This window comes from Micromonospora sp. CV4 (assembly GCF_003667455.1).
Classification (GTDB): Bacteria; Actinomycetota; Actinomycetes; order Mycobacteriales; family Micromonosporaceae; genus Micromonospora.
Genome location: NZ_RCVI01000207.1, coordinates 1 through 21,052 on the forward strand (window position 1 = coordinate 1; position 21,052 = coordinate 21,052).

Annotated in this window: 20 protein-coding genes; 1 reads left to right on the plus strand and 19 read right to left on the minus strand. The window is 72.8% G+C overall.

The window, feature by feature from the left end; genetic code table 11:
- From EAD98_RS07870 to pyrR, 14 genes are all read right to left on the minus strand, one after another.
- Nucleotides 1-1,503: primosomal protein N' (locus EAD98_RS07870; RefSeq protein ID WP_121653393.1), on the minus strand; the 1,503-nt coding region annotated here is incomplete at its 3' end.
- Nucleotides 1,504-1,562: 59 nt separating this feature from the next.
- Nucleotides 1,563-2,756 (minus strand): methionine adenosyltransferase, encoded by a 1,194-nt coding sequence (gene metK, locus EAD98_RS07875; protein WP_121653394.1) that lies wholly within the window; start codon nt 2,754-2,756, stop codon nt 1,563-1,565.
- Between the two features lie 87 nt (nt 2,757-2,843).
- Entirely contained in the window at nt 2,844-4,052 is a 1,209-nt protein-coding gene (gene coaBC, locus EAD98_RS07880) for a bifunctional phosphopantothenoylcysteine decarboxylase/phosphopantothenate--cysteine ligase CoaBC (RefSeq protein ID WP_121653395.1), read from the minus strand.
- Nucleotides 4,053-4,066: 14 nt separating this feature from the next.
- On the minus strand, nt 4,067-4,330 hold the full coding sequence (rpoZ, locus tag EAD98_RS07885) for a DNA-directed RNA polymerase subunit omega (protein WP_030335666.1): 264 nt from the start codon (nt 4,328-4,330) through the stop codon (nt 4,067-4,069).
- Nucleotides 4,331-4,393: 63 nt separating this feature from the next.
- Nucleotides 4,394-4,927 (minus strand): guanylate kinase, encoded by a 534-nt coding sequence (locus EAD98_RS07890; protein WP_121653396.1) that lies wholly within the window; start codon nt 4,925-4,927, stop codon nt 4,394-4,396.
- Nucleotides 4,928-4,952: 25 nt separating this feature from the next.
- Nucleotides 4,953-5,270 (minus strand): integration host factor, actinobacterial type, encoded by a 318-nt coding sequence (mihF, locus tag EAD98_RS07895; protein WP_007458370.1) that lies wholly within the window; start codon nt 5,268-5,270, stop codon nt 4,953-4,955.
- Between the two features lie 178 nt (nt 5,271-5,448).
- Nucleotides 5,449-6,285 (minus strand): orotidine-5'-phosphate decarboxylase, encoded by an 837-nt coding sequence (pyrF, locus tag EAD98_RS07900; protein ID WP_121653397.1) that lies wholly within the window; start codon nt 6,283-6,285, stop codon nt 5,449-5,451.
- Nucleotides 6,286-6,357: 72 nt separating this feature from the next.
- Nucleotides 6,358-7,632, minus strand: a complete 1,275-nt coding sequence (locus EAD98_RS07905; protein WP_121653398.1) for an adenosylmethionine--8-amino-7-oxononanoate transaminase — start codon at nt 7,630-7,632, stop codon at nt 6,358-6,360.
- Nucleotides 7,633-7,977: 345 nt separating this feature from the next.
- Nucleotides 7,978-9,024 carry a quinone-dependent dihydroorotate dehydrogenase gene (locus EAD98_RS07910; RefSeq protein WP_121653399.1) on the minus strand — a complete coding sequence of 349 codons (1,047 nt, stop codon included), beginning with the start codon at nt 9,022-9,024 and terminating at the stop codon, nt 7,978-7,980.
- Nucleotides 9,021-12,368: a carbamoyl-phosphate synthase large subunit gene (gene carB, locus EAD98_RS07915; RefSeq protein WP_121653400.1), complete on the minus strand. Its 3,348-nt coding sequence runs from the start codon at nt 12,366-12,368 to the stop codon at nt 9,021-9,023. Before carB ends, EAD98_RS07910 begins: the two co-directional genes overlap by 4 nt.
- On the minus strand, nt 12,361-13,524 hold the full coding sequence (carA, locus tag EAD98_RS07920) for a glutamine-hydrolyzing carbamoyl-phosphate synthase small subunit (protein ID WP_121653401.1): 1,164 nt from the start codon (nt 13,522-13,524) through the stop codon (nt 12,361-12,363). Before carA ends, carB begins: the two co-directional genes overlap by 8 nt.
- Nucleotides 13,521-14,798 carry a dihydroorotase gene (locus tag EAD98_RS07925; RefSeq protein WP_121653402.1) on the minus strand — a complete coding sequence of 426 codons (1,278 nt, stop codon included), beginning with the start codon at nt 14,796-14,798 and terminating at the stop codon, nt 13,521-13,523. Before EAD98_RS07925 ends, carA begins: the two co-directional genes overlap by 4 nt.
- A complete protein-coding gene (locus EAD98_RS07930; protein WP_121653403.1) occupies nt 14,795-15,721 on the minus strand; it encodes an aspartate carbamoyltransferase catalytic subunit in 927 nt (308 codons plus the stop codon). The genes EAD98_RS07925 and EAD98_RS07930 overlap by 4 nt, the downstream gene beginning before the upstream one ends.
- Nucleotides 15,718-16,302, minus strand: a complete 585-nt coding sequence (pyrR, locus tag EAD98_RS07935) for a bifunctional pyr operon transcriptional regulator/uracil phosphoribosyltransferase PyrR (protein ID WP_121653404.1) — start codon at nt 16,300-16,302, stop codon at nt 15,718-15,720. The genes EAD98_RS07930 and pyrR overlap by 4 nt, the downstream gene beginning before the upstream one ends.
- 288 nt (nt 16,303-16,590) lie before the next feature.
- Between pyrR and EAD98_RS07940 the strand changes: the two genes are divergently transcribed.
- Entirely contained in the window at nt 16,591-17,079 is a 489-nt protein-coding gene (locus EAD98_RS07940) for a transcriptional regulator (RefSeq protein WP_007458348.1), read from the plus strand.
- 76 nt (nt 17,080-17,155) lie between these two features.
- On the opposite strand, the gene nusB is transcribed toward EAD98_RS07940, so the two are convergent.
- From nusB to EAD98_RS07965, 5 genes are all read right to left on the minus strand, one after another.
- On the minus strand, nt 17,156-17,566 hold the full coding sequence (gene nusB / locus EAD98_RS07945) for a transcription antitermination factor NusB (RefSeq protein WP_199723335.1): 411 nt from the start codon (nt 17,564-17,566) through the stop codon (nt 17,156-17,158).
- Nucleotides 17,567-17,589: 23 nt separating this feature from the next.
- Nucleotides 17,590-18,147: an elongation factor P gene (gene efp / locus EAD98_RS07950; protein WP_074318567.1), complete on the minus strand. Its 558-nt coding sequence runs from the start codon at nt 18,145-18,147 to the stop codon at nt 17,590-17,592.
- Nucleotides 18,148-18,524: 377 nt separating this feature from the next.
- Complete coding sequence (aroQ, locus tag EAD98_RS07955; RefSeq protein WP_121653406.1) at nt 18,525-18,956, minus strand: type II 3-dehydroquinate dehydratase; 432 nt, start codon at nt 18,954-18,956, stop codon at nt 18,525-18,527.
- Nucleotides 18,953-20,032: a 3-dehydroquinate synthase gene (aroB, locus tag EAD98_RS07960; protein WP_121653407.1), complete on the minus strand. Its 1,080-nt coding sequence runs from the start codon at nt 20,030-20,032 to the stop codon at nt 18,953-18,955. Before aroB ends, aroQ begins: the two co-directional genes overlap by 4 nt.
- A 10-nt stretch (nt 20,033-20,042) precedes the next feature.
- On the minus strand, nt 20,043-21,041 hold the full coding sequence (locus EAD98_RS07965) for a YafY family protein (protein WP_121653408.1): 999 nt from the start codon (nt 21,039-21,041) through the stop codon (nt 20,043-20,045).
- Nucleotides 21,042-21,052 lie beyond the last annotated feature (11 nt).

Here is a 21,052-nt window from a genome sequence, read left to right on the forward strand (position 1 = left end):
GCGGCGCAGCGCCTCCTCGCCGGCGCGCAGGTCGGCCCGGGTCAGCAGGGCCCACGAGTCGAGCAGCAGCACCGCGCCGTAGCCGCCCTCGGCGACCGGCTCGGCGCCGGGCGTGGCGACCACCACGGCCGCGCCGCCGGGCACGTCGCTCAGCACCTCCTCCCGGCCCGAGGTGCGCACCGGCACGCCGGGGAACGCCCGGCCCAGCTCTTCCGCGGTACGCCGGGCGCCGGTCACCGCGGCCCGCAGCCGCCGCCCACCGCACTCGGGGCAGGCGTACGCGGCGGCCACCCGGGCGCACCAGCGGCAGGCCGGGGTGCCACCCGCCGAGGGCAGCGCGAGCGGACCGGCGCAGTGCGCGCAGCGGGCCGGGGTCCGGCAGTCCGCGCAGGCGATCGAGGGCAGGTAGCCGCGACGGGGCACCTGCACCAGCACCGGCAGGTCCGCCCGCAGGGCGTCGCGGGCGGCCGTCCAGGCCAGGCTGGGCAGCCGGGCGGTGGCCGCCCCGGGATCGCGGGCCAGCTGCGGATCGTCGCCGGTCGGCGCGATGGCCGGGATACGGGCCCGCACGGTCGTCCGGTCGGCGACCACCTCCCGGGCCCAGCCGGTCTCCACCAGCAGCTGCGCCTCGGCGGTGCGGGCGTACCCGCCGACCAGCGCGCCGGCCTCGGCGAGCTGGGCGCGGGTGAGCAGCACGTCCCGGGCGTGCGGATAGGGCGCGCGCGGCTCGGCGTGCAGGTCGTCGCCGTCGTCCCAGACCGCGACCAGGCCGAGCCGGTCCACCGGGGCGAACATCGCCGCCCGGGTGCCGATCACCACCGGCACCTCCCCGCGCCGGGCGGCGAGGAAGGCGCGGTAGCGCCGGGCCGGACCGAGCGCGGCGGAGAGGGTGACGTGCCGTCCCGGGCCGAGCACGCCGGTCAGCGCAGCGTCCAGCCGATCGAGGTCGCGGGCGTCGGCCACCACGACGGCCGCGCCGCGTCCCCCGGCGACGGTGGCGGCGACCGCGTCGGCGTAACGGGCGGCCCAGTCCTCGCCGGGCAGCGCCGACCAGACGGCCCGGGGCGCCCGTCCGTCGGTGAGCGCCCGCAGCAGGGCCGGACCGGTCGGGTAGTCCCGCCACCCGCGCGGGTCGACGGCCGGCTCGTCGGAGGAGACCGGCGCGCTGGGCTGATCGCCGCGGGCCTCCTTCTCGACCCGGGCGTGCCGGGGTGGCACCGCGAGTCGGAGCACGTCGGCGAGACTGCCCGCGTACCGGTCGGCGACCGCGCGGGCCAACCGGGCGATCTCGGGCGCCAGCACCGGCTCCGGCGAGACCACCTTCTCCAGGTAGGCGAGCCGGCCGGTGTGCCCGGAGTCGTCGGCGCGGGCCAGCAGCCAGCCGTCGACGAGCTGCCCCGCGAAGCGCACCTTCACGCGGGTGCCGGGCACCGCCGCGGCGTCCAGGTCGGCCGGCACCAGGTAGTCGAACGGCCGGTCCAGGTGCGCCAGCGGGACGTCCACGCAGACGCGCGCGACCGGCGGCCCTTCCGCGGGTCGCCGGTCGCTGCGCCTGGTGGCGGTCAGGCTCCCGCGGCCGACTTGAGGTCGGCGGCCCGGTCGGTGCTCTCCCAGGTCAGGTCCGGCAGCTCGCGGCCGAAGTGGCCGTACGCGGCGGTCTGCTGGTAGATCGGGCGGAGCAGGTTCAGGTCCCGGATGATCGCGGCCGGACGCAGGTCGAACACCTCGGTGACGGCCTTCTCGATCGAGGCGACCGGCACGGTCTCGGTGCCGAACGTCTCGATGAACAGGCTCACCGGGTGCGCCTTGCCGATGGCGTACGCGACCTGGGCCTCGCACCGCTCGGCCAGGCCGGCGGCGACCACGTTCTTGGCCACCCAGCGCATCGCGTACGCGGCCGAGCGGTCCACCTTGGACGGGTCCTTGCCGGAGAACGCGCCGCCGCCGTGCCGGGCGTACCCGCCGTAGGTGTCGACGATGATCTTGCGGCCGGTCAGCCCGGCGTCGCCCATCGGGCCACCGATCTCGAAGCGGCCGGTCGGGTTGACCAGCAGCCGGTAGCCGTCGGTGTCCAGACCGAGGCTCTCCAGCTCCGGAGCGATGACGTGGTCACGCACGTCCGGGGTGAGCAGCGACTCCAACGAGATGTCCGCGGCGTGCTGGCTGGACACGACCACGGTGTTGAGCCGGACCGGGCGCAGCCCCTCGTACTCGATGGTCACCTGGGTCTTGCCGTCGGGGCGCAGGTACGGGATGGTGCCGTCCTTGCGCACCGCGGCGAGGCGGCGGGCCAGCCGGTGCGCCAGGGCGATCGGCAGCGGCATCAGCTCGGGCGTCTCCGAGCAGGCGAAGCCGAACATCATGCCCTGGTCGCCGGCGCCCTGCGCGTCCAGCGCGCTCTCCGAGGCGCCGGTACGCAGCTCGAAGGCGTTGTCCACGCCCTGCGCGATGTCCTCGGACTGCGCTCCGATCGAGACGCTGACCCCGCAGGAGGCACCGTCGAAGCCCTTCTTCGACGAGTCGTAGCCGATGTCGAGGATGGTCCGGCGGACGATCGTCGGGATGTCGGCGTACGCCTTGGTGGTGACCTCACCGGCGATGTGCACCTGGCCGGTGGTGATCATGGTCTCCACCGCCACCCGGCTGTGCGGATCCTCGGCGAGCAGCGCGTCGAGGATGCCATCGCTGATCTGGTCGGCGATCTTGTCCGGGTGGCCTTCCGTGACCGATTCGGACGTGAAGAGGCGGCGTGTCACGGCACTCCTAAGCGTGTGAAGTCGTTCCGCGGCAGTCTAGTCACCGCTGCGGCGGGTGTCGGGATCGGTCGTGCCCTGTTCCACCCGTCAGGAGCGGTTGGCCAACCGCGCCACGACGAGATCCCAGACCGAGTCGGCCACATCCTCCTTGGCCTGCTCCGGCAGCCGGCTGACCGAGCCGTCCGCGCCGATGACCGTCACCGTGTTGGTGTCGGCGCCGAAGACCTTGTCCGCGCCGACCTCGTTGACCACGATCAGGTCGGCCCGCTTCCGGGCGAGTTTGGCCCGGCCGTTGGCCTCCGCGTCGCCGGTCTCGGCGGCGAACACCACCAGCACCTGCTCCGGTCGTTTGCGCTGGCCGAGCTCCGCCGCGATGTCCGGGTTCGTGACGAGCTCGATGGTGGGCGCGACACCGTCGTCCGACTTCTTGATTTTGCCAGGCGCGTACGTCGCCGGGCGGAAATCAGCCGGAGCCGCCGCCATCACCACCGCGTCGGCGTCGACGGCGGCCTTCAGCGTCGCCTCCCGTAGCTCACCGGTGGTGCCCACCCGGACCAGGTCGACCCCGGCCGGGTCGGCGAGGGAGACGTTGGCCGTGATCAGGGTGACCCGGGCGCCCCGGGCGACGGCCGCCCGGGCGAACGCGTATCCCTGCTTGCCGGAGGAGCGGTTGCCGAGGAACCGGACCGGATCCAGCGGCTCGCGGGTGCCACCCGCGGTGACCACCACCCGGCGGCCGGCCAGGTCGGCGGGGGCGGGCCCGCCCCGGGCCAGGACCCGACGGGCGACCGCGAAGATCTCCGCCGGGTCGGGCAGCCGGCCCTTGCCGGTGTCGACGCCGGTGAGCCGGCCGACGGCCGGCTCGATGACCCGGACGCCACGGGCGCGCAGGGTGGCGACGTTGGCCACGGTGGCCGGGTGCTCCCACATCTCGGTGTGCATGGCTGGAGCCAGCACCACCGGGCAGCGCGCCGTCAGCAGCGTGTTGGTCAGCAGGTCGTCGGCGAGCCCGTGGGCGGCCTTGGCGAGCAGGTCGGCGGTGGTCGGCGCGACCACCACCAGGTCGGCCTGCTGGCCGAGCCGCACGTGCGGCACCTCGTGCACGTCGGACCAGACGTCGTCGGCGACCGGCTGGCCGGAGAGCGCCGCCCAGGTCGGCGCTCCGACAAAGCGGAGCGCCGACGCGGTCGGCACGACGCGAACCCGGTGACCCGATTCGGTGAAGAGGCGCAGCAGCTCGCAGGCCTTGTAGGCGGCGATGCCGCCGCCGACCCCGAGGACGATCCCGGCGGACATCGACGCGTGCGGGCTTACGGCTGGTCGGTCGGCTCGGCGGTGAGCAGGCCCGAGTTGATCTCGCGCATGGCGATGGAGAGGGGCTTCTCCTGGGGGGTGGTCTCGACGAGCGGGCCGACGTACTCCAGCAGGCCCTCGCCGAGCTGGCTGTAGTAGGCGTTCACCTGGCGCGCGCGCTTGGCGGCGAAGATGACCAGCGCGTACTTCGACGTCGTCTTCTCGAGGAGCTCGTCGATCGGCGGGTTGGTGATGCCTTCGGGGTTGGCGATGGATCCCACGAATTAACCTCTGCGTCTTTCGAGCCGCGCGGACGCGGTGCTGAGTCTCAACGGGGCCGGCGGTCAGCCACGCACGCGCGACCAGGCCGGATCCGGATAAGAAGAACCGAGTAAGCCTACCAGCTCGGCAACCACGCGATCGGTGAGGTCGTGGGTCAGGGCGTGCTCGAAGGTCGCCGTCACGGCCGCGTCGGGTCGGTGACCGGGCGGGATCAGCAGCACCAGCCGGGCGTCGGGCAGTCGTGCCCGGACCAGTTGGGCGCCGGTCAGGTCGAGGGAGAGCAGCACCGGCTGCCCCGCGTCGAGCCGGGCGCGCAGCGGCGGGTACGGCGTGCCCCGGCAGTGCGGGCCGATCCGGGACCACTCCAGCAGCTCGCCGGCGGCCGCCCGGCGGTCGAACTCGGCGGGAGCGAGGAAGACCCGGTCCTCCCCGTCGATCTCCCGCTCCCGGCGCGGCCGGGTGGTCGCCGGCACCGGGATCCACACGGACGGAGAACGCGCCCGGACGAGCTCGACGACACTCTCCCTGCCGGAACCCGAAGGTCCAGCCAGGACAGTGAGCCGAGCCGCCGGGCGCGCCTCGTCATCCGTGCTCACTGCTTGTTTCTACACGCTGCCAGGTTCAGTTGGCGGCGAACTCTCCAAGCAGTGCCTTGCGCTGCTGCTCACCGAGGCCGCGCAGGCGACGGCTGTCGGCGATCTTGAGCTTCTCCATGATCTGGGTAGCCCGGATCTTGCCGATGCCCGGCATGGCCTGCAGGACGGCCGAAACCTTGAGCTTACCCACGACGTCGTCGCTCTCGGCCCGCTCAAGGACGGCACCGAGGGTGGTCTTGCCCTGCTTGAGCTGCTCCTTCAGCTCGGCACGGGCCTTGCGGATCTCCGCGGCCTTCTCGAGCGCGGCAGCGCGCTGTTCGGGGGTCAGTGACGGGAGCGGCACCAGTTCTCCTCAGGTCCCTATCGCGGCGGGCGGGGCGCACCGCCGCATCTGTGAAACGTGGTGTCGCTGTGAACCAAGGGGTCCGTGGTTCCCAGCGCGGGGAAAACTAGCGGTCAACGGAGCTTTCGGCAACGTGGGCGCGCGATGATCATCGCAAAGTGACCGAGCCGTCAGTCAGTCACCGGGCAGCCAGAACGCCCCGGCACTCGGCCAGCACCCGGTCCGCGGCGGCCCGCAGGGCGGTGGCGTCGGGGCCCGCGGAGAGCACCTCCCGGGAGTACGACGGGAGCACCCCGGCGAGGCTCGAACCGAAGACGGTCCGCAGATCGGCAGCGCCGGCACCCTGCGCGCCGAGCCCCGGCGCGAGCAGCGGACCACCCACCTCGGAGAGGTCGTGACCGGTGTCACCGATGGTCGCGCCGACCACCAGCCCGAAGCTGCCGAGAGGGGCCGCACCCCTGTTGAGCTGGGAAATCTCGTCGATCACGGTCTGCGCCACGGTGCGCCCGTCGGCCGTGCGGGCCCGCTGCACGGCGGCTCCCTCCGGGTTCGAGGTGAGGGCCAGCACGAACACGCCGCCGCCGTGCTCGGCGGCCAGCTCGAACATCGGCGCCAGGGAACCTACTCCCAGGTAGGGGCTCGCGGTCACCGCATCGACATACAGCGGGCTGGATGGATCAAGGTACGCGGAGGCGTACGCGCTGACCGTCGAGCCGATGTCGCCGCGCTTGACGTCCAGCAGAACGAGCGAACCGGCATCGCGTAACTGTCGGATAGTTGACTCAAGAATCGCCACACCGCGGGACCCGAAACGCTCGAAAAAGGCCGACTGAGGCTTGACCACCGCAACCCGGTCACCGAGGGCGTCGACCACGGTCCGGGTGAACCGCTCGAGCCCCTGAACGTCGTCGCTGAGGCCCCAGCGGGCCAGCAGACCGGGATGTGGGTCGATGCCCACACAGAGCGGTCCCCGCTCGCTGACGGCCCGGTGCAGTCGGGTGCCGAAGCTGTCCATCGGGTACTTCCCCTCTCCTCGTCCGGGCGGCAGCCCGCCACGGGTAGCTCTGAACCACCGACCGGGGCCGGCTCAGCCGGCCGCCACCGCCGCCGCCACCCCGGACGCGATCCGGGCCACGTCGGCGTCGTCGGTGACGTACGGCGGCATCGTGTAGATCAGGTCGCGGAACGGCCGCAGCCACACCCCCCGGCCCACCGCCGCCGTGGTGGCCGCGCCGAGGTCGACGTCGTGATCGAGTTGGACCACGCCGATCGCGCCGAGGACCCGCACGTCGGCCACGCCCGGAGCGCCGCGCAGCGGCTCCAGCCCGGCACGCAGGCCTGCACCGATCCTGGCCACCTGCGCCGCCCAGTCCCCGGCCCGCAGCAGCCCGATGGAGGCGTTGGCCACCGCGCAGGCCAACGGGTTGCCCATGAAGGTGGGACCGTGCGCCAGCACGCCCGTGGCGGAGATCGCCTGGGCCACCTGCGGGGTGCAGAGCGTCGCCGCCAGGGTCAGGTAGCCGCCGGTGAGCGCCTTGCCCACGCACATCACGTCCGGGGCCACGCCGGCGTGCTCAGCGGCGAACATCGTGCCGGTACGCCCGAAGCCGGTGGCGATCTCGTCGAAGATCAGCAGGATCCCGTGCGCGCGGGTCACCTCGCGCAGCACCCGCAGGTACCCCGGATGGTGGAAACGCATCCCGCCGGCGCCCTGCACCACCGGCTCGACGATCACCGCGGCCAGTTCGTCGGCGTGCCGCTCGACCGCGTCCACCAGCGCCGCCGCGTACGCCTCGTCGGGCGGATCGGCGAACCCACCCGGCGGGACCGGTGCGAACACCTGCCGGGGCAGCACGTCGCCCCACAGGTGGTGCATCCCGCCCTCCGGGTCGCAGACGCTCATCGGGTGGAACGTGTCGCCGTGGTAGCCGCCACGCCAGGTCGCCAGCCGGCGCCTCTGCGGTCGGCCGACGGCCCGCTGGTACTGCAGGCACATCTTCATCGCCACCTCGACGCTGACCGAGCCGGAGTCGGCCAGGAAGACGTGCTCCAGACCGTCCGGGCTCAGTTCGACCAGGGTCCGGGCGAGCTGGACCGCGGGCTCGTGCGTGAGCCCGCCGAACATCACGTGGCTCATCCGGCCGAGCTGGTCGGTCACCGCCGCGTCCAACGTCGGGTGCCGGTAGCCGTGGATCGCCGCCCACCAGGACGACATCCCGTCCACCAGCTCCCGGCCGTCCGCCAGCCGCAGCCGCACCCCCTCGGCGCTCTGCACCACGTACGGCGGGTTCGCCGGCGGCAGCGCGGCGTACGGGTGCCAGACGTGTGCCCGGTCGGCGACCAGAATCTCCTCAGGCGTCATGCGTGCTCCTTCCAACTGCGGCGGACGCTGGCCCGGCCGGGGCGGCCGCTGCGGTGCGGGACGTCCGGGGCCGACCCGGAGCACCCCACCGGCCGCCTTTGCTCTGCACCCGCGGACGCGCCACCCCGCGTCCACGCCACCCCCGAACGCGCCACGCCGCGGACGCGCCACCCTGCAGATCCGGGAATCCATGGCCGTGCCACCCTGCGAACCCGGCAATCCACGGCCGCACGGGTCCCTGGTCCCGCTGAGCCGGGGAGAGCGTGGTCCCGCGGGCCGTCGCATCGGCGGGTGCAGAGCAAAGGCAGCGGGGCAGGACATCGGGTCCCCCGCGTCCAGCGCCGGTCAACGGCCGGTGACCGGCTCCGGGGCACCGGTGTGCCCCGGAGCGCGGGCGGCGGCGCGGACCAGGGCCGGGCCCCGGTAGATGAAGCCGGTGTAGAGCTGCACCAGGGCGGCGCCGGCGTCGAACATCCGTGCCGCGTCGTCCGGGTCGAGCACACCGCCGACGCCGATGATCGGCAGTCGGCCGCCGGTCTCCCGGTGCACGAAGGCGACCACGTCCCTCGCCCGGCCGGTGAGCGGCCGGCCGGAGAGGCCGCCGGCCTGTGCGCCGCGCTCCGCGTCCGCCGGGGCGAGACCACCCCGGGCCAGGGTGGTGTTGGTGGCGATCACCCCGGCCGCGCCGCGGGCCAGGCAGACCTCCAGCAGTTCGGCGATCGCCGCCTCGGTCAGGTCAGGGGCGATCTTGACCAGGACCGGCTTCTCCCCGACCAGCGCGGCGAGCAGCGCGTCCAGGTGCGCGCGGTCCTGCAGCGAGCGCAGCCCCGGGGTGTTCGGCGAGGAGACGTTCACCGCGAAGTAGTCACCGTGCCCGCGCAGCGCCCGGTACGAGGCGAGGTAGTCCTCGACCGCCTCGTCGAGCGGCGTCACCTTGGACTTGCCCAGCGAGATGCCCAGCGGTACGCCGATCGGACGCGGCAGCGCGGCCAGCCGGGCGGCCAGCGCGGCGGCGCCGGCGTTGTTGAAGCCCATCCGGTTGATCACCGCCTCGCTGGCCGGCAGCCGGAACAGCCGCGGCCGGGGGTTGCCCGGCTGGGCGTGCGCGGTGACCGTGCCGACCTCGACGAAACCGAAGCCGAGCGCCGGCCAGGCCGGCAGCGCCGCCCCGTCCTTGTCCATTCCGGCGGCCAACCCGACCGGGTTGGGGAACTCCACACCGAACACGGTGCGCGGCGCGCGGGCCGCGTACCGGGCACGCAGCGCCGCCAGCGCGGCGGGCCGCCGGGACAGCGCGGTCAACCGCCGCAGTGTCCACTCGTGCGCCGCCTCCGCGTCCCCACTCCCGATCCGGAACAGCCACGGCCGCACCGCCCGCTCGAACAGGGTCACTGGGCGGCCCGCAGGGTGGCGTGCAGGTCCTGGAGGGGACGGACCTGCATGTCGCCGCGGATCCTGGCCTCGATGCCCATCACGGCGGCGGCGGCGCCGGGGACCGTGGTGATGCAGGGGATGTCCGCGGTGACCGCGGCGCTGCGGATCTCGTAGCCGTCCGAGCGGGCGCTGGCACCCGAACCCTGCGGCGTGTTGATCACCAGCGCCACGGCGCCGCCGAGAATCAGGGACACCGCGTCGTCCCCCTCGCCGGCCTGGTAGTGCTTGCGGATCTGCTCGCAGGCGATGCCGTGCCGACGCAGCACCTCGGCGGTGCCGGTGGTCGCCACGATCTCGAAGCCGAGATCGGCCAGGCGCTTGATCGGGAAGATCATGCCGCGCTTGTCCCGGTTGGCCACCGAGACGAAGATCTTCCCGGCGGTCGGCAGCGAGCCGTACGCGGCCGACTGGCTCTTGGCGAAGGCGTGCCCGAAGTTGGTGTCGATGCCCATCACCTCGCCGGTCGACTTCATCTCCGGCCCGAGCAGCGAGTCGATCCCCTTGCCGGCGCGGGTGCGGAAGCGCTTGAACGGCAGCACCGCCTCCTTCACCGCGATCGGCGCGTCGGCGGGCATCGTGCCGCCGTCCCCGGTCGCCGGGAGCAGACCCTCGGCGCGCAGCTCGGCGATGCGCGCCCCGAGCGCGATCCGGGCCGCCGCCTTCGCCAACGGCACCGCGGTCGCCTTGGATACGAACGGGACCGTCCGCGACGCCCGCGGGTTGGCCTCCAGCACGTAGAGCACGTCGTCCTTGAGCGCGTACTGCACGTTGAGCAGGCCGCGCACGCCGACACCGCGGGCGATCGCCTCGGTGTAGCGGCGGACCTCGGCCAGGTGCGAACCCGCCAGGGTGATCGGCGGCAGCGCGCAGGACGAGTCGCCGGAGTGGATGCCCGCCTCCTCGATGTGCTCCATCACCCCGCCGATGTAGACCTCACCGTCGGCGTCGCACAGCGCGTCCACGTCGATCTCGATGGCGTCGTCGAGGAAGCGGTCGACCAGCACCGGGTGGTCCGGGGAGATGTCGGTGGCCCGCCCGATGTAGTCGCGCAGCGTCGGGTCGTCGTAGACGATCTCCATGCCCCGCCCGCCCAGCACGTACGACGGCCGGACCAGCACCGGGTAGCCGATCTCGTCGGCGATCGTCTTGGCCTCGTCGTAGGAGGTGGCCATGCCGTGCGCCGGCGCCCGCAGCCCGGCCCGGGCCAGCACCGCACCGAACGCGCCGCGCTCCTCGGCCAGGTGGATCGACTCCGGGGAGGTGCCGACCACCGGCACCCCCGCGTTCTTCAGCCGTTGCGCCAGCCCCAGCGGGGTCTGCCCGCCCAGCTGCACGACCACACCGACCACGCCCGGCCCGCCGGCCGCCCGGCCGGAGGAGTCCTCGGCGTGCCAGACCTCCAGCACGTCCTCGAAGGTCAGCGGCTCGAAGTAGAGCCGGTCGGCGGTGTCGTAGTCGGTGGAGACCGTCTCCGGGTTGCAGTTGACCATGACGGTCTCGTAGCCGGTCGCCCGCAACGCCTGCACCGCGTGCACGCACGAGTAGTCGAACTCGATGCCCTGCCCGATCCGGTTCGGCCCGGAGCCCAGGATCAGCACCTTCGGTCGATCCGACGGCACGACCTCGGTTTCGAAGTCGTACGTCGAGTAGTGGTACGGCGTCGTCGCCTCGAACTCGGCCGCGCAGGTGTCCACGGTCTTGTAGACCGGGCGCACGTCGAGACGATGCCGCAGCGTCCGCACGCCGTCCTCGGCGGCCAGCTCCGGCCGCAGCGCGGCGAGCTGCCGGTCGGACAGGCCGGCCCGCTTGGCCCGGCGCAGCAGTTCGGCGTCGAGCACCGGGGCGTCCACGATCTCCGCACGCAGCTCGACCAGCGCGGCGATCTGGTCCAGGAACCACGGGTCGATCCCACCCGAGGCCGCGGTGACCTCGGCGATCGACGCGCCGAGACGCAACGCCCGCTCGACGGTGTACAGCCGGCCGTCGTGCGGGATCCGCAGCGCGGCGAGGGTGTCCGCGAGGGTGGCCCCCTCCGGGTCCGGAGTGGTCCAGAAGCCAGATGATCGGGTTTCCATCGAGCGCATCGCCTTGTTCAGCGCCTCGCTGAAGTTGCGCCCGAGGCTCATCGCCTCGCCCACCGACTTCATCGTGGTGGTCAGCTCCGGGTCCGCGCCGGGGAACTTCTCGAACGCGAACCGGGGGATCTTCACCACCACGTAGTCCAGCGTCGGCTCGAACGCCGCCGGGGTCTTCAACGTGATGTCGTTCGGAATCTCGTCGAGGGTGTAGCCGATCGCCAGCTTGGCCGCGATCTTGGCGATCGGGAAGCCGGTCGCCTTGGACGCCAGCGCCGAGGAGCGCGACACCCGGGGGTTCATCTCGATCACGACGATCCGGCCGTCGACCGGGTTGACCGCGAACTGGATGTTGCAGCCGCCGGTGTCCACCCCGACCTCGCGCAGCACCGCGATGCCCAGGTCACGCAGGTGTTGGTACTCCCGGTCGGTGAGCGTCATGGCCGGGGCCACGGTGACGCTGTCACCGGTGTGCACGCCCATCGGGTCGACGTTCTCGATCGAGCAGACCACCACCACGTTGTCGTGCCGGTCGCGCATCAGCTCGAGCTCGTACTCCTTCCAGCCGAGCACGCTCTCCTCGATGAGCACCTCGTGCACCGGGCTGGCGGACAGGCCGTCGCCGGCGATGCGGGCCAGGTCCTCCGGGGTGTGGGCCATACCGGAGCCCAGGCCGCCCATGGTGAACGACGGCCGGATCACCACCGGCAGGCCCAGCTCCGCGACGGTGGCCTCGACCTCGTCCATGGAGTGGCAGACCCGGGAGCGGGGCACCAGCGCGGTCGGGTCGTCGATGCCGAGGCGTACGCCGGCCTTGGCCACGATCTCCTTGAACAGCTGGCGGTCCTCGCCCCGGTTGATCGCGTCGATGTTCGCGCCGATCAGCTCCACGCCGTACTTCTCCAGCACGCCGCTCTCGTGCAGGGCGACCGCCGTGTTCAGCGCGGTCTGCCCGCCGAGGGTCGCCAGGATCGCGTCCGGGCGCTCCTTGGCGATGACCAGTTCCACGAACTCCGGGGTGATCGGCTCGACGTACGTGGCGTCGGCGAACTCCGGGTCCGTCATGATGGTCGCCGGGTTGGAGTTGACCAGGCTGACCCGGATCCCCTCGCTGCGCAGCACCCGGCACGCCTGGGTGCCGGAGTAGTCGAACTCGCAGGCCTGCCCGATGACGATCGGCCCGGAGCCGATCACCAGGATGTGCTTGAGATCGGTCCGCTTAGGCATTCGTGCGCCCCTCGCTGTGGGTCCGGCCCTCGATGAGCTCGGCGAAGCGGTCGAAGAGGTAGTCCGCGTCATGCGGACCGGCCGCCGCCTCCGGGTGGTACTGGACGGTGAAGGCGGGCACGTCCACGGCCCGCAGCCCCTCGACGACGTTGTCATTGAGGCAGACGTGCGACACGCGGACGCCGCCGAAGTCGGTGTCGATCACCTGATCGGGGACCACCGGGCCGTGCCCCGCGCCCGGGACCTGGACAGCGAAGCCGTGGTTGTGGCTGGTCACCTCGACCTTGCCGGTGGCCCGGTCGAGCACCGGCTGGTTGATTCCCCGGTGGCCGTAGCCCAGCTTGTAGGTGCCGAAGCCGAGCGCCCGGCCGAGGATCTGGCTGCCGAAGCAGATGCCGAACAGCGGCACCCGCCGCTGCAACGCCTCGCGGGCCAGCGACACCGGGCCGTCGGCGGTCGCCGGGTCGCCGGGGCCGGGCGACAGGAAGATCGCGTCGGCGCCGGTGGCGAGCAGGTCGTCGATGCTGGAGGAGGCCGGCAGCACGTGGGTGGTCACCCCGCGGGCGGCGAGCCGGCGCGGCACGTTGCGCTTGATGCCCAGGTCCAGCGCGGCCACGGTGAACCGGTGCTCACCGACCGCCCCTACGACGTACGGCTGGGGGGTGGTCACCTCGGTGGAGAGGTCCGCGCCGACCATCTGCGGCGCCTGCCGCACCCGGGCCAGCAGGCTCTGCGGGTCGTTGTCCACGCTGGAGATGCCCACCCGCATGGCGCCCCGCTCGCGCAGGTGCCGGGTCAGCGCGCGGGTGTCCACCCCGCTGATGCCGACGACGCCCTCGGTGGCGAGGCGGTCCTCGAGGCTGCCGGTGGCCCGCCAGTTCGAGCCGATCCGGGCCGGGTCACGCACGACGTAGCCGGCCACCCAGATCCGGCCGGACTCGTCGTCCTCGCCGTTGACGCCGGTGTTGCCGATGTGCGGGGCGGTCTGCACCACCACCTGCCGGTGGTAGGACGGGTCGGTGAGGGTCTCCTGGTAGCCGGTCATGCCGGTGGTGAAGACCGCCTCGCCGAAGGTCTCCCCCACGCTGCCGTACGCCTCACCGGGGAACGTACGCCCGTCCTCGAGAACGAGGATCGCGGAACGTCTGCGGGTCACTTGACTGCCTTTCCGTCCAGGACCGTCGGCTCGCCGCGCAGGAAGGTCGCCACGATGCGACCCGGCAGCGTCATGCGGGCGTACGGGGTGTTGCGACTACGACTGGCCAGCTCCGCCGGTTCGATGGTGCGGCGGGCGGCCGGGTCGATCAGGGTCAGGTTGGCCGGCACGCCGGGCGCCGGGTCGACGCCGTGTCCGGGCAGTCCGGCGATCCGGGCCGGGGCGCGGGACATCCGCTCGGCGATCAGGTCCCACTCGGGGCCGAGCACGTCCAGCGCGATGGAGAGCGCCGTCTCCAGGCCGAGCATCCCCGGCCGGGCGTACGCCCACTCGCACTCCTTGTCCTCCACGGCGTGCGGGGCGTGGTCGGTGGCGATCACGTCGATCACACCGTCGGCGAGCGCGGCGCGCAGCGCGGTGATGTCCGCGGCCGTGCGCAGCGGCGGGTTCACCTTGAAGACCGGGTCGTACGTCTCCGCCCGCTCGTCGGTGAGCAGCAGGTGGTGCGGGGTCACCTCGGCGGTGACCCGTACGCCGCGCGCCTTGGCGTGACGCAGCACCTCGACGCTGCCGGCGGTGGAGACGTGGCAGACGTGCAGTCGGCTGCCCACGTGCTCGGCGAGCAGCACGTCCCGGGCGATGATCGCCTCCTCGGCGACGGCCGGCCACCCGATCAGGCCGAGCCGGGTGGAGACCTCACCCTCGTGCATCTGGGCGCCCTCGGTGAGCCGGGGCTCCTCGGCGTGCTGGGCGATGATCCCGTCGAACGCCTTGACGTACTCCAGGGCCCGGCGCATCAGCTTCGGGTCGGCGACACAGTGCCCGTCGTCGGAGAAGATCCGCACCCGGGCCGCGGAGTCGGCCATCGCGCCCAGTTCGGCGAGGCGCTCACCGGCCAGCCCGACAGTGACCGCGCCGATCGGCTGCACGTCGACCAGCGCGGCCTCCCGGCCGAGCCGCCAGACCTGCTCGACGACGCCGGCGGTGTCCGCGACCGGGGAGGTGTTGGCCATCGCGCAGACCGCCGTGTAGCCGCCCAGCGCCGCCGCGCGCGAGCCGGACTCGACGGTCTCGGCGTCCTCCCGACCGGGTTCGCGCAGGTGGGTGTGCAGGTCGACCAGGCCGGGCAGGGCGACCAGGCCGGTGCCGTCGATGACGGTGGCGTCCGGCGCGGACAGCCCCGGGCCGACCTCGGCGACGACGCCGTCGCGGATCAGCAGGTCGGTCGGCGCGGCGCCGACGACGCTCACGCTGGTGATGAGGTACGCGGTCACCGGTTGTTCCCTCCGAGCAGCAGGTACAGGACGGCCATCCGCACGGAGACCCCGTTGGTGACCTGTTCGACGATGGTGGAGCGGGGTGAGTCGGCCACCTCGGGGGTGATCTCCATCCCCCGGTTCATCGGGCCGGGGTGCATGACGATCGCGTGCTCGGGCAGGCGGCGCATCCGCGGCCCGTCCAGGCCGTAGCGGCGGGCGTACTCGCGGGCGGAGGGGAAGTAGGAGTCGTTCATCCGCTCCCGCTGCACCCGCAGCATCATCACCACGTCCACGTTGGGCAGCACGGAGTCGAGGTCGTAGGAGACGTCGGTGCCCGGGGCGAGCGCCGCGGTGATGTCCACCGGGATGAGGGTGGGCGGGCCGACCAGGGTGACCTTGGCGCCGAGGGTGGAGAGCAGCAGCACGTTCGAGCGGGCCACCCGGGAGTGCAGCACGTCCCCGACCACCGCGACCGACAGGCCGGCGAGCCGGCCCAGCCGGGCCCGCATGGTGTACGCGTCCAGCAGCGCCTGGGTGGGGTGCTCGTGGGTGCCGTCGCCGGCGTTGACCACCGACCCGTCGACCCAGTTCGCGAGTCGGTGCGGCGCGCCGGAGGCGGGGTGCCGCACGACGACCGCGTCGGCGCCCATGGCCTGGAGGGTCAGCGCGGTGTCCTTCAGGCTCTCGCCCTTGGTGACGCTGGACCCCTTCGCGGAAAAGTTGATCACATCGGCGCTGAGCCGCTTCGCCGCCGCCTCGAAGGAGATCCGGGTGCGGGTCGAGTCCTCGTAGAAGAGGTTCACCACCGTCCGGCCGCGCAGCGCGGGCAGCTTCTTGATCTCCCGGCCGGCGACCGTGGCCATCTCGGCGGCGGTGTCCAGGATCTCGGTGGCGGTGTCGGCGTCCAGGTCCGCGCCGGAGAGCAGGTGCCTGATCATGAGGTGGTCCCCCCGTACAGCTTGACCTCGTCCGTCCCGTCGGTCTCGGCGAGCGTCACCTTGACGCTCTCGGCGAGCGAGGTCGGGATGTTCTTGCCGACGTAGTCGGCGCGGATCGGCAGCTCCCGGTGGCCCCGGTCGACCAGGACGGCGAGCTGCACGGACGCCGGGCGCCCCACGTCGTTGAGCGCGTCGAGCGCGGCCCGGACGGTGCGGCCGGAGAAGAGCACGTCGTCGACGAGGATGACCCGCTTGCCGTCGATGCCGCCGGGCGGCAGCTCGGTCGGGCCGACCGCGCGGGTGGCGTGCCGGCGCAGGTCGTCGCGGTACAGGGTGATGTCGAGCACACCGACCGGGACGGCGACGTCCTCGAAGGTGCTGATCCGGGCGGCGAGCCGCCGGGCGAGGGGTGCGCCCCGGGTGGGAATCCCCAGCAGCACCGTCTCGGCGGCGCCCTGGGTCTTCTCCAGGATCTGGTGGGCGATGCGGTCGACCACGCGTTGCACGTCGGCGCTGGCGAGGATCACCTTCACCGAGGGTTGTCGCGGTGGTGACGAGCGGGCAGCCGGTGGGTATGCCACGGCGGACCTCCTTCCCCGCCTCACTGGACGGGTCGTTAAAGGATGTCGGGCACCTCCGGCCGGACCGCGGGCGGACCTGGGCCGGGGCTTCACGCCACGTTACCAGTGGTCACCGGGTGGATGGACGGCGGCCGCTGACCATCGGATCAGGCCGACGAAATGGGGATAACTCCCCCGGTGCTCCCCAACGGTAGGGTCACGACCACTTGACCAGGTGTCGCATTCCCCGTACCGTCACGCTCCGTAGCGATCGACGGGAGAACCCCGAGCAGCACTGGGAGTGTCCGAATGCCCTCTGAATACGCCAAGTCTCTGGGCGCCCGCCTGCGCTCCATCCGCCAGCAGCAGGGCCTGTCCCTGCAGGGTGTGGAGGAGAAGTCGAACGGGCGCTGGAAGGCCGTGGTGGTCGGGTCGTACGAGCGCGGCGACCGTGCCGTGACGGTGTCCCGCCTGGCCGAGCTTGCCGAGTTCTACCGCGTCCCCGTCTCGGAGCTGCTGCCCGACGGCAGCGGGGTCCGTCACGAGCCCACCAGCAAGATCGTCCTGGACCTGGAGCGGCTCTACGACGAGGCCTCCGAGGACCTGGCCTACGTGGCCCGCTACGCCCGCGCCATCCAGCAGCAGCGCGGCGACTACAACGGCCGGGTGCTCTCCATCCGCGCCGACGACCTGCGGGCGCTCGCGATCGTCTACGACGCCTCGCCGTCGGGTCTGATCGAGCGGCTCACCGAGCACGGTGTGCTGGTCGCCGACCCCCGGGCGTTCTTCGCCTCCTGAACCACCGATCCACCGAAAGGGCCCGTGCCGTCCGGCACGGGCCCTTTTCGTCGTACGGGGTGCTGAGCGGGTGCGCTCAGCGGGTGGCGTACTCGGCGATCCGGCCGAGAATGCCGTTGAGGAAGCGCGGCGAGTCGTCGGTGGACATCTGGCGGGCCAGCTCCACGGCCTCGCTGATCGCCACCGCGTCGTCGATCTCGTCGATGTAGAGCAGCTCGTAGACCGCGATCCGGGCCAGGTTGCGGTCCACCACGGGCATCCGCTCCAGCGTCCAGCCCTCGGCGTAGCTGGCGATCAACTCGTCGATCCGGTTGAGGTGTTCGGCGACGCCCTCGACCAGGCCCACCGCGTATCCCAGGTGCTCCGGTCGGGGCTGCTCGATCCGCTGCACGTAGCCGGCGAGCACCTCGACCGGGGGCCGGTCCCGCAGGTCGGCCTCGTAGAGGACGTCCAGCGCCCGCTTGCGCGCCTTACGGCGCGCCGGCATCTGCTGTTTGGGACCCTCCGCCATCAGGAGCGGCCGAGGTAACGGCCGTCGCGGGTGTCGACCTTGATCTTCTCGCCGGTGGTGATGAACAGCGGCACCTGCACGGTCGCGCCGGTCTCGACGGTGGCCGGCTTGTTGCCGCCGGTCGACCGGTCGCCCTGCAGACCCGGCTCGGTGTAGGTGACTTCCAGCACCACGCTGGTGGGCAGCTCGATGTAGAGCGGGACGCCCTCGTGCGTGGCGACGGTCGCCTCGGCCTCGGGGAGGAGGTAGTTGGCCGCCTCACCGACGGTGCCGCCGGGGACGGTGATCTGGTCGAAGGTCTCCAGATCCATGAAGACGTAGTCTTCGCCGTCGGCGTACAGGTACTGCATCGTGCGCTTGTCCACGGTCGCGGTTTCGACCTTGGTGCCCGCGTTGAAGGTCTTGTCGACCACCTTCCCGGACAGCACGTTCTTCAGCGTGGTGCGCACGAAGGCACCACCCTTACCGGGCTTGACGTGCTGGAACTCGACGACGGCCCAGAGTTCGCCGTCAAGGTTGAGTACCAGGCCGTTTTTGAGGTCGTTGGTGGAGGCCATTTCCTGCCTTGATCATCAATTGGCGGACAGACCTGACGAGTCTACTAGCTGCGTCGAGGCAGGTTGCCCGCCATGTCATGGCCGCCGATCCCACGCCGCCGGCCGAACCGGGCGGCGATCACGTTTCGTGACCTTCAGACACCCTGCCACCCGCACCCCCTGCGCCCTTTGCTCTGCTGCCACCGGCGCACCAGTCACGCCGCGTGGCGGATGACGAGGCTTCCCCGCCCCGACGGTCGTGGCGTATTGGCAGCTCAGGGCCTGTGTCGCGCCCGTGGGTGCAGAGCAAAGGACGCGCCTGGGTGGTGGGGCGTCGCCGGGCCGGCGAGGTCAGGGTTGCCGTCAGTGACGGTTACGGTCGGTGATGCTTGCGCCCGTCAGCTTTTCGGAGCGGCGAGGTGGTGCAGGGCGAGACGATAGCCGTCGATGCCGAGACCGCAGATCACCCCGGTCGCCACCGCGGAGATCACCGAGTGGTGGCGGAACTCCTCGCGGGCGTGGATGTTGGAGATGTGCACCTCGACCAGCGGCCCGCGCAGCATGGCGCAGGCGTCCCGCACGGCGTAGGAGTAGTGCGACCAGGCGGCCGGGTTGAGCACCACCGCGGCGCCCTCGTCGGCGGCGGCGTGCAGCCAGCCCAGCAGCTCGTGCTCGGCGTCGGTCTGCCGGACCGTCACGTCGAGCCCCAGCTCCCGGCCGGTCCGCTCGCAGAGCGCCACCAGGTCGGCGTAGCTGGTCGCGCCGTACACCGCGGGCTCGCGGGTGCCCAGCCGGCCCAGGTTCGGCCCGTTCAACACGTACACCTTCACGCCGTACCCACCTCCCGGTAGGCGGCCGCGAGCAGCGCGTCGTCCGGGCCTTCGAGCATCGCCGGGCGGGCCAGCCCGTCCAGCACCACGAACCGCAGCCGGCTGCCCCGGGCCTTCTTGTCCACCCGCATCACGGCCAGCAGCTGCGACCAGGCGCCGGCCGGGTAGCTCACCGGCAGGCCGAGGGCCGCCAGGGTGGCCCGGTGCCGGTCGGCGGTCGGCGCGTCCAGGCGGCCGGCGAGCCGGGCCAGCGCGGCGGCGTACACCAGGCCGACGGCGACGGCGTGGCCGTGCCGCCAGCGGTAGCCCTCGACCTGCTCGATCGCGTGCGCGAGGGTGTGGCCGTAGTTGAGCACCTCACGCAGGCCCGACTCCCGCAGGTCACCGGAGACCACGTCGGCCTTGACGCGGATCGCCCGTTCGATCAGCTCCCGGGTGACCGCGCCGCGCGGGTCGGTGGCGGCCGTCGGCGCATGCTCGATGAGATCCAGGATCGCCGGATCGGCGATGAAGCCGCACTTGACCACCTCGGCCAGACCGGCCGTCAGGTCGACCGCGGGCAGACTGTCCAGAGTGGCCAGGTCGGCCAGCACGCCGACCGGCGGATGGAACGCGCCCACCAGGTTCTTGCCGGCGGCGGTGTTGATGCCGGTCTTGCCGCCGACCGCGGCGTCCACCATGCCCAGCAGCGACGTGGCCACCGGCACCCAGCGCACCCCGCGCAGCCAGCAGGCCGCGACGAAACCGGCCAGGTCGGTCACCGCGCCGCCGCCGACCCCGACCACCGCGTCGGTGCGGGTGAAACCGGCCGCGCCGAGCCGGTCCCAGCAGGCGGCGGCCACGTCGATGTGCTTGCCCGCCTCGGCGTCGGGCACCTCGATCGGCAGCGGCTCGACGCCGGCCACGCGCAGCCGTTCGCCGAGCGCGTCGGCCAGCCCCTTGAGCGCGGGCGCGTGCAGCACCGCCGCCCTGGTCGCTCCGGGCAGCAGCCCGGGCAGCGTGTCCAACAGGTCGCGTCCGACCAGCACGTCGTACGGCCGCTCGCCGCCGACCGGGATCCGGGTCACCTCGTCCATCGCCGGCAGCCTAGTCCAGCGGGCGGCGCGGTGACGGCGGCTGCCCACCTGCTGGCCGGGCGGCCCACTGCGCCAGCAGGCGCGCGTGCTCGGCCACGGCGGCGCGCAACGCGTCCGGGTGCCGCACGGTGAACGCGCAGCCCAGCCCGGCGAGCAGCGCGGCCATGCCGGGCAGGCTCTCCACCCGGGCCCGCAGCAGCACACCGTCGGCGGTGGCGGTCAGCTCGGCCACGCTGGGCGGTACGCGGCGTCGGACGGCGACCGGATCGGTCTCCAGCAGCACCTCGACCTCGTGCGTGTAGGGCACGCCGGCCAGCGACCGGGTCACCCGGGCCACCGGGTCGAAGCCGTCCGGCACGGTGAACGTCGCCACGCCGGGGGTCACGGCGCCGATCCGGTCCAGCCGGAAGGTGCGGATTTCTCCGCGCCGGTGGTCGTGGCCGGTGACGTACCAGCGACCGGCGTGGAAGACCAGCCCGTACGGGTCGAGCTCACGGTGCGACTCCGCACCCCGCCAGGAGCGGTAGTCCAACGCCACCCGCTGCCGGTTGCGGGTGGCCGCGGCCAGGGTGAGCAGGGTGCCGGACGCCGGCCCCCGCTCCGGTTCCGCGCGTCGCAGGGTGAAGCCGAGGTGCTCCTGCACGGCGGTCAGCCGGTCGGCGAGGGCACGCGGCAGCACCCGGTGGATCTTCGCCAGGGCGGTGGCGGTGGCCGGCTGCTCGGTGGCCAGCCCGACCCGTTCGGCGACGACCAGGCCGAGCAGCACGGCCACCGCCTCGTCGTCGGTGAGCATCAGCGGCGGCAGCTTGTACCCGGGGTGCAGCCGGTAGCCGCCGTAGCGGCCCCGGTCCGCGGTGACGGGGATGCCCAGCTCGACCAGGGTGGCCGCGTACCGGCGCACGGTCCGCTCGTCCACGCCGAGCCGGACCGCGAGTTCGGCGGCCGTCGACCGGTGCCGGGTCTGCAGCAGCTCCAGCAGGGCCAGCACACGGCCGGCGGGATGTGACACGGACCACTCCT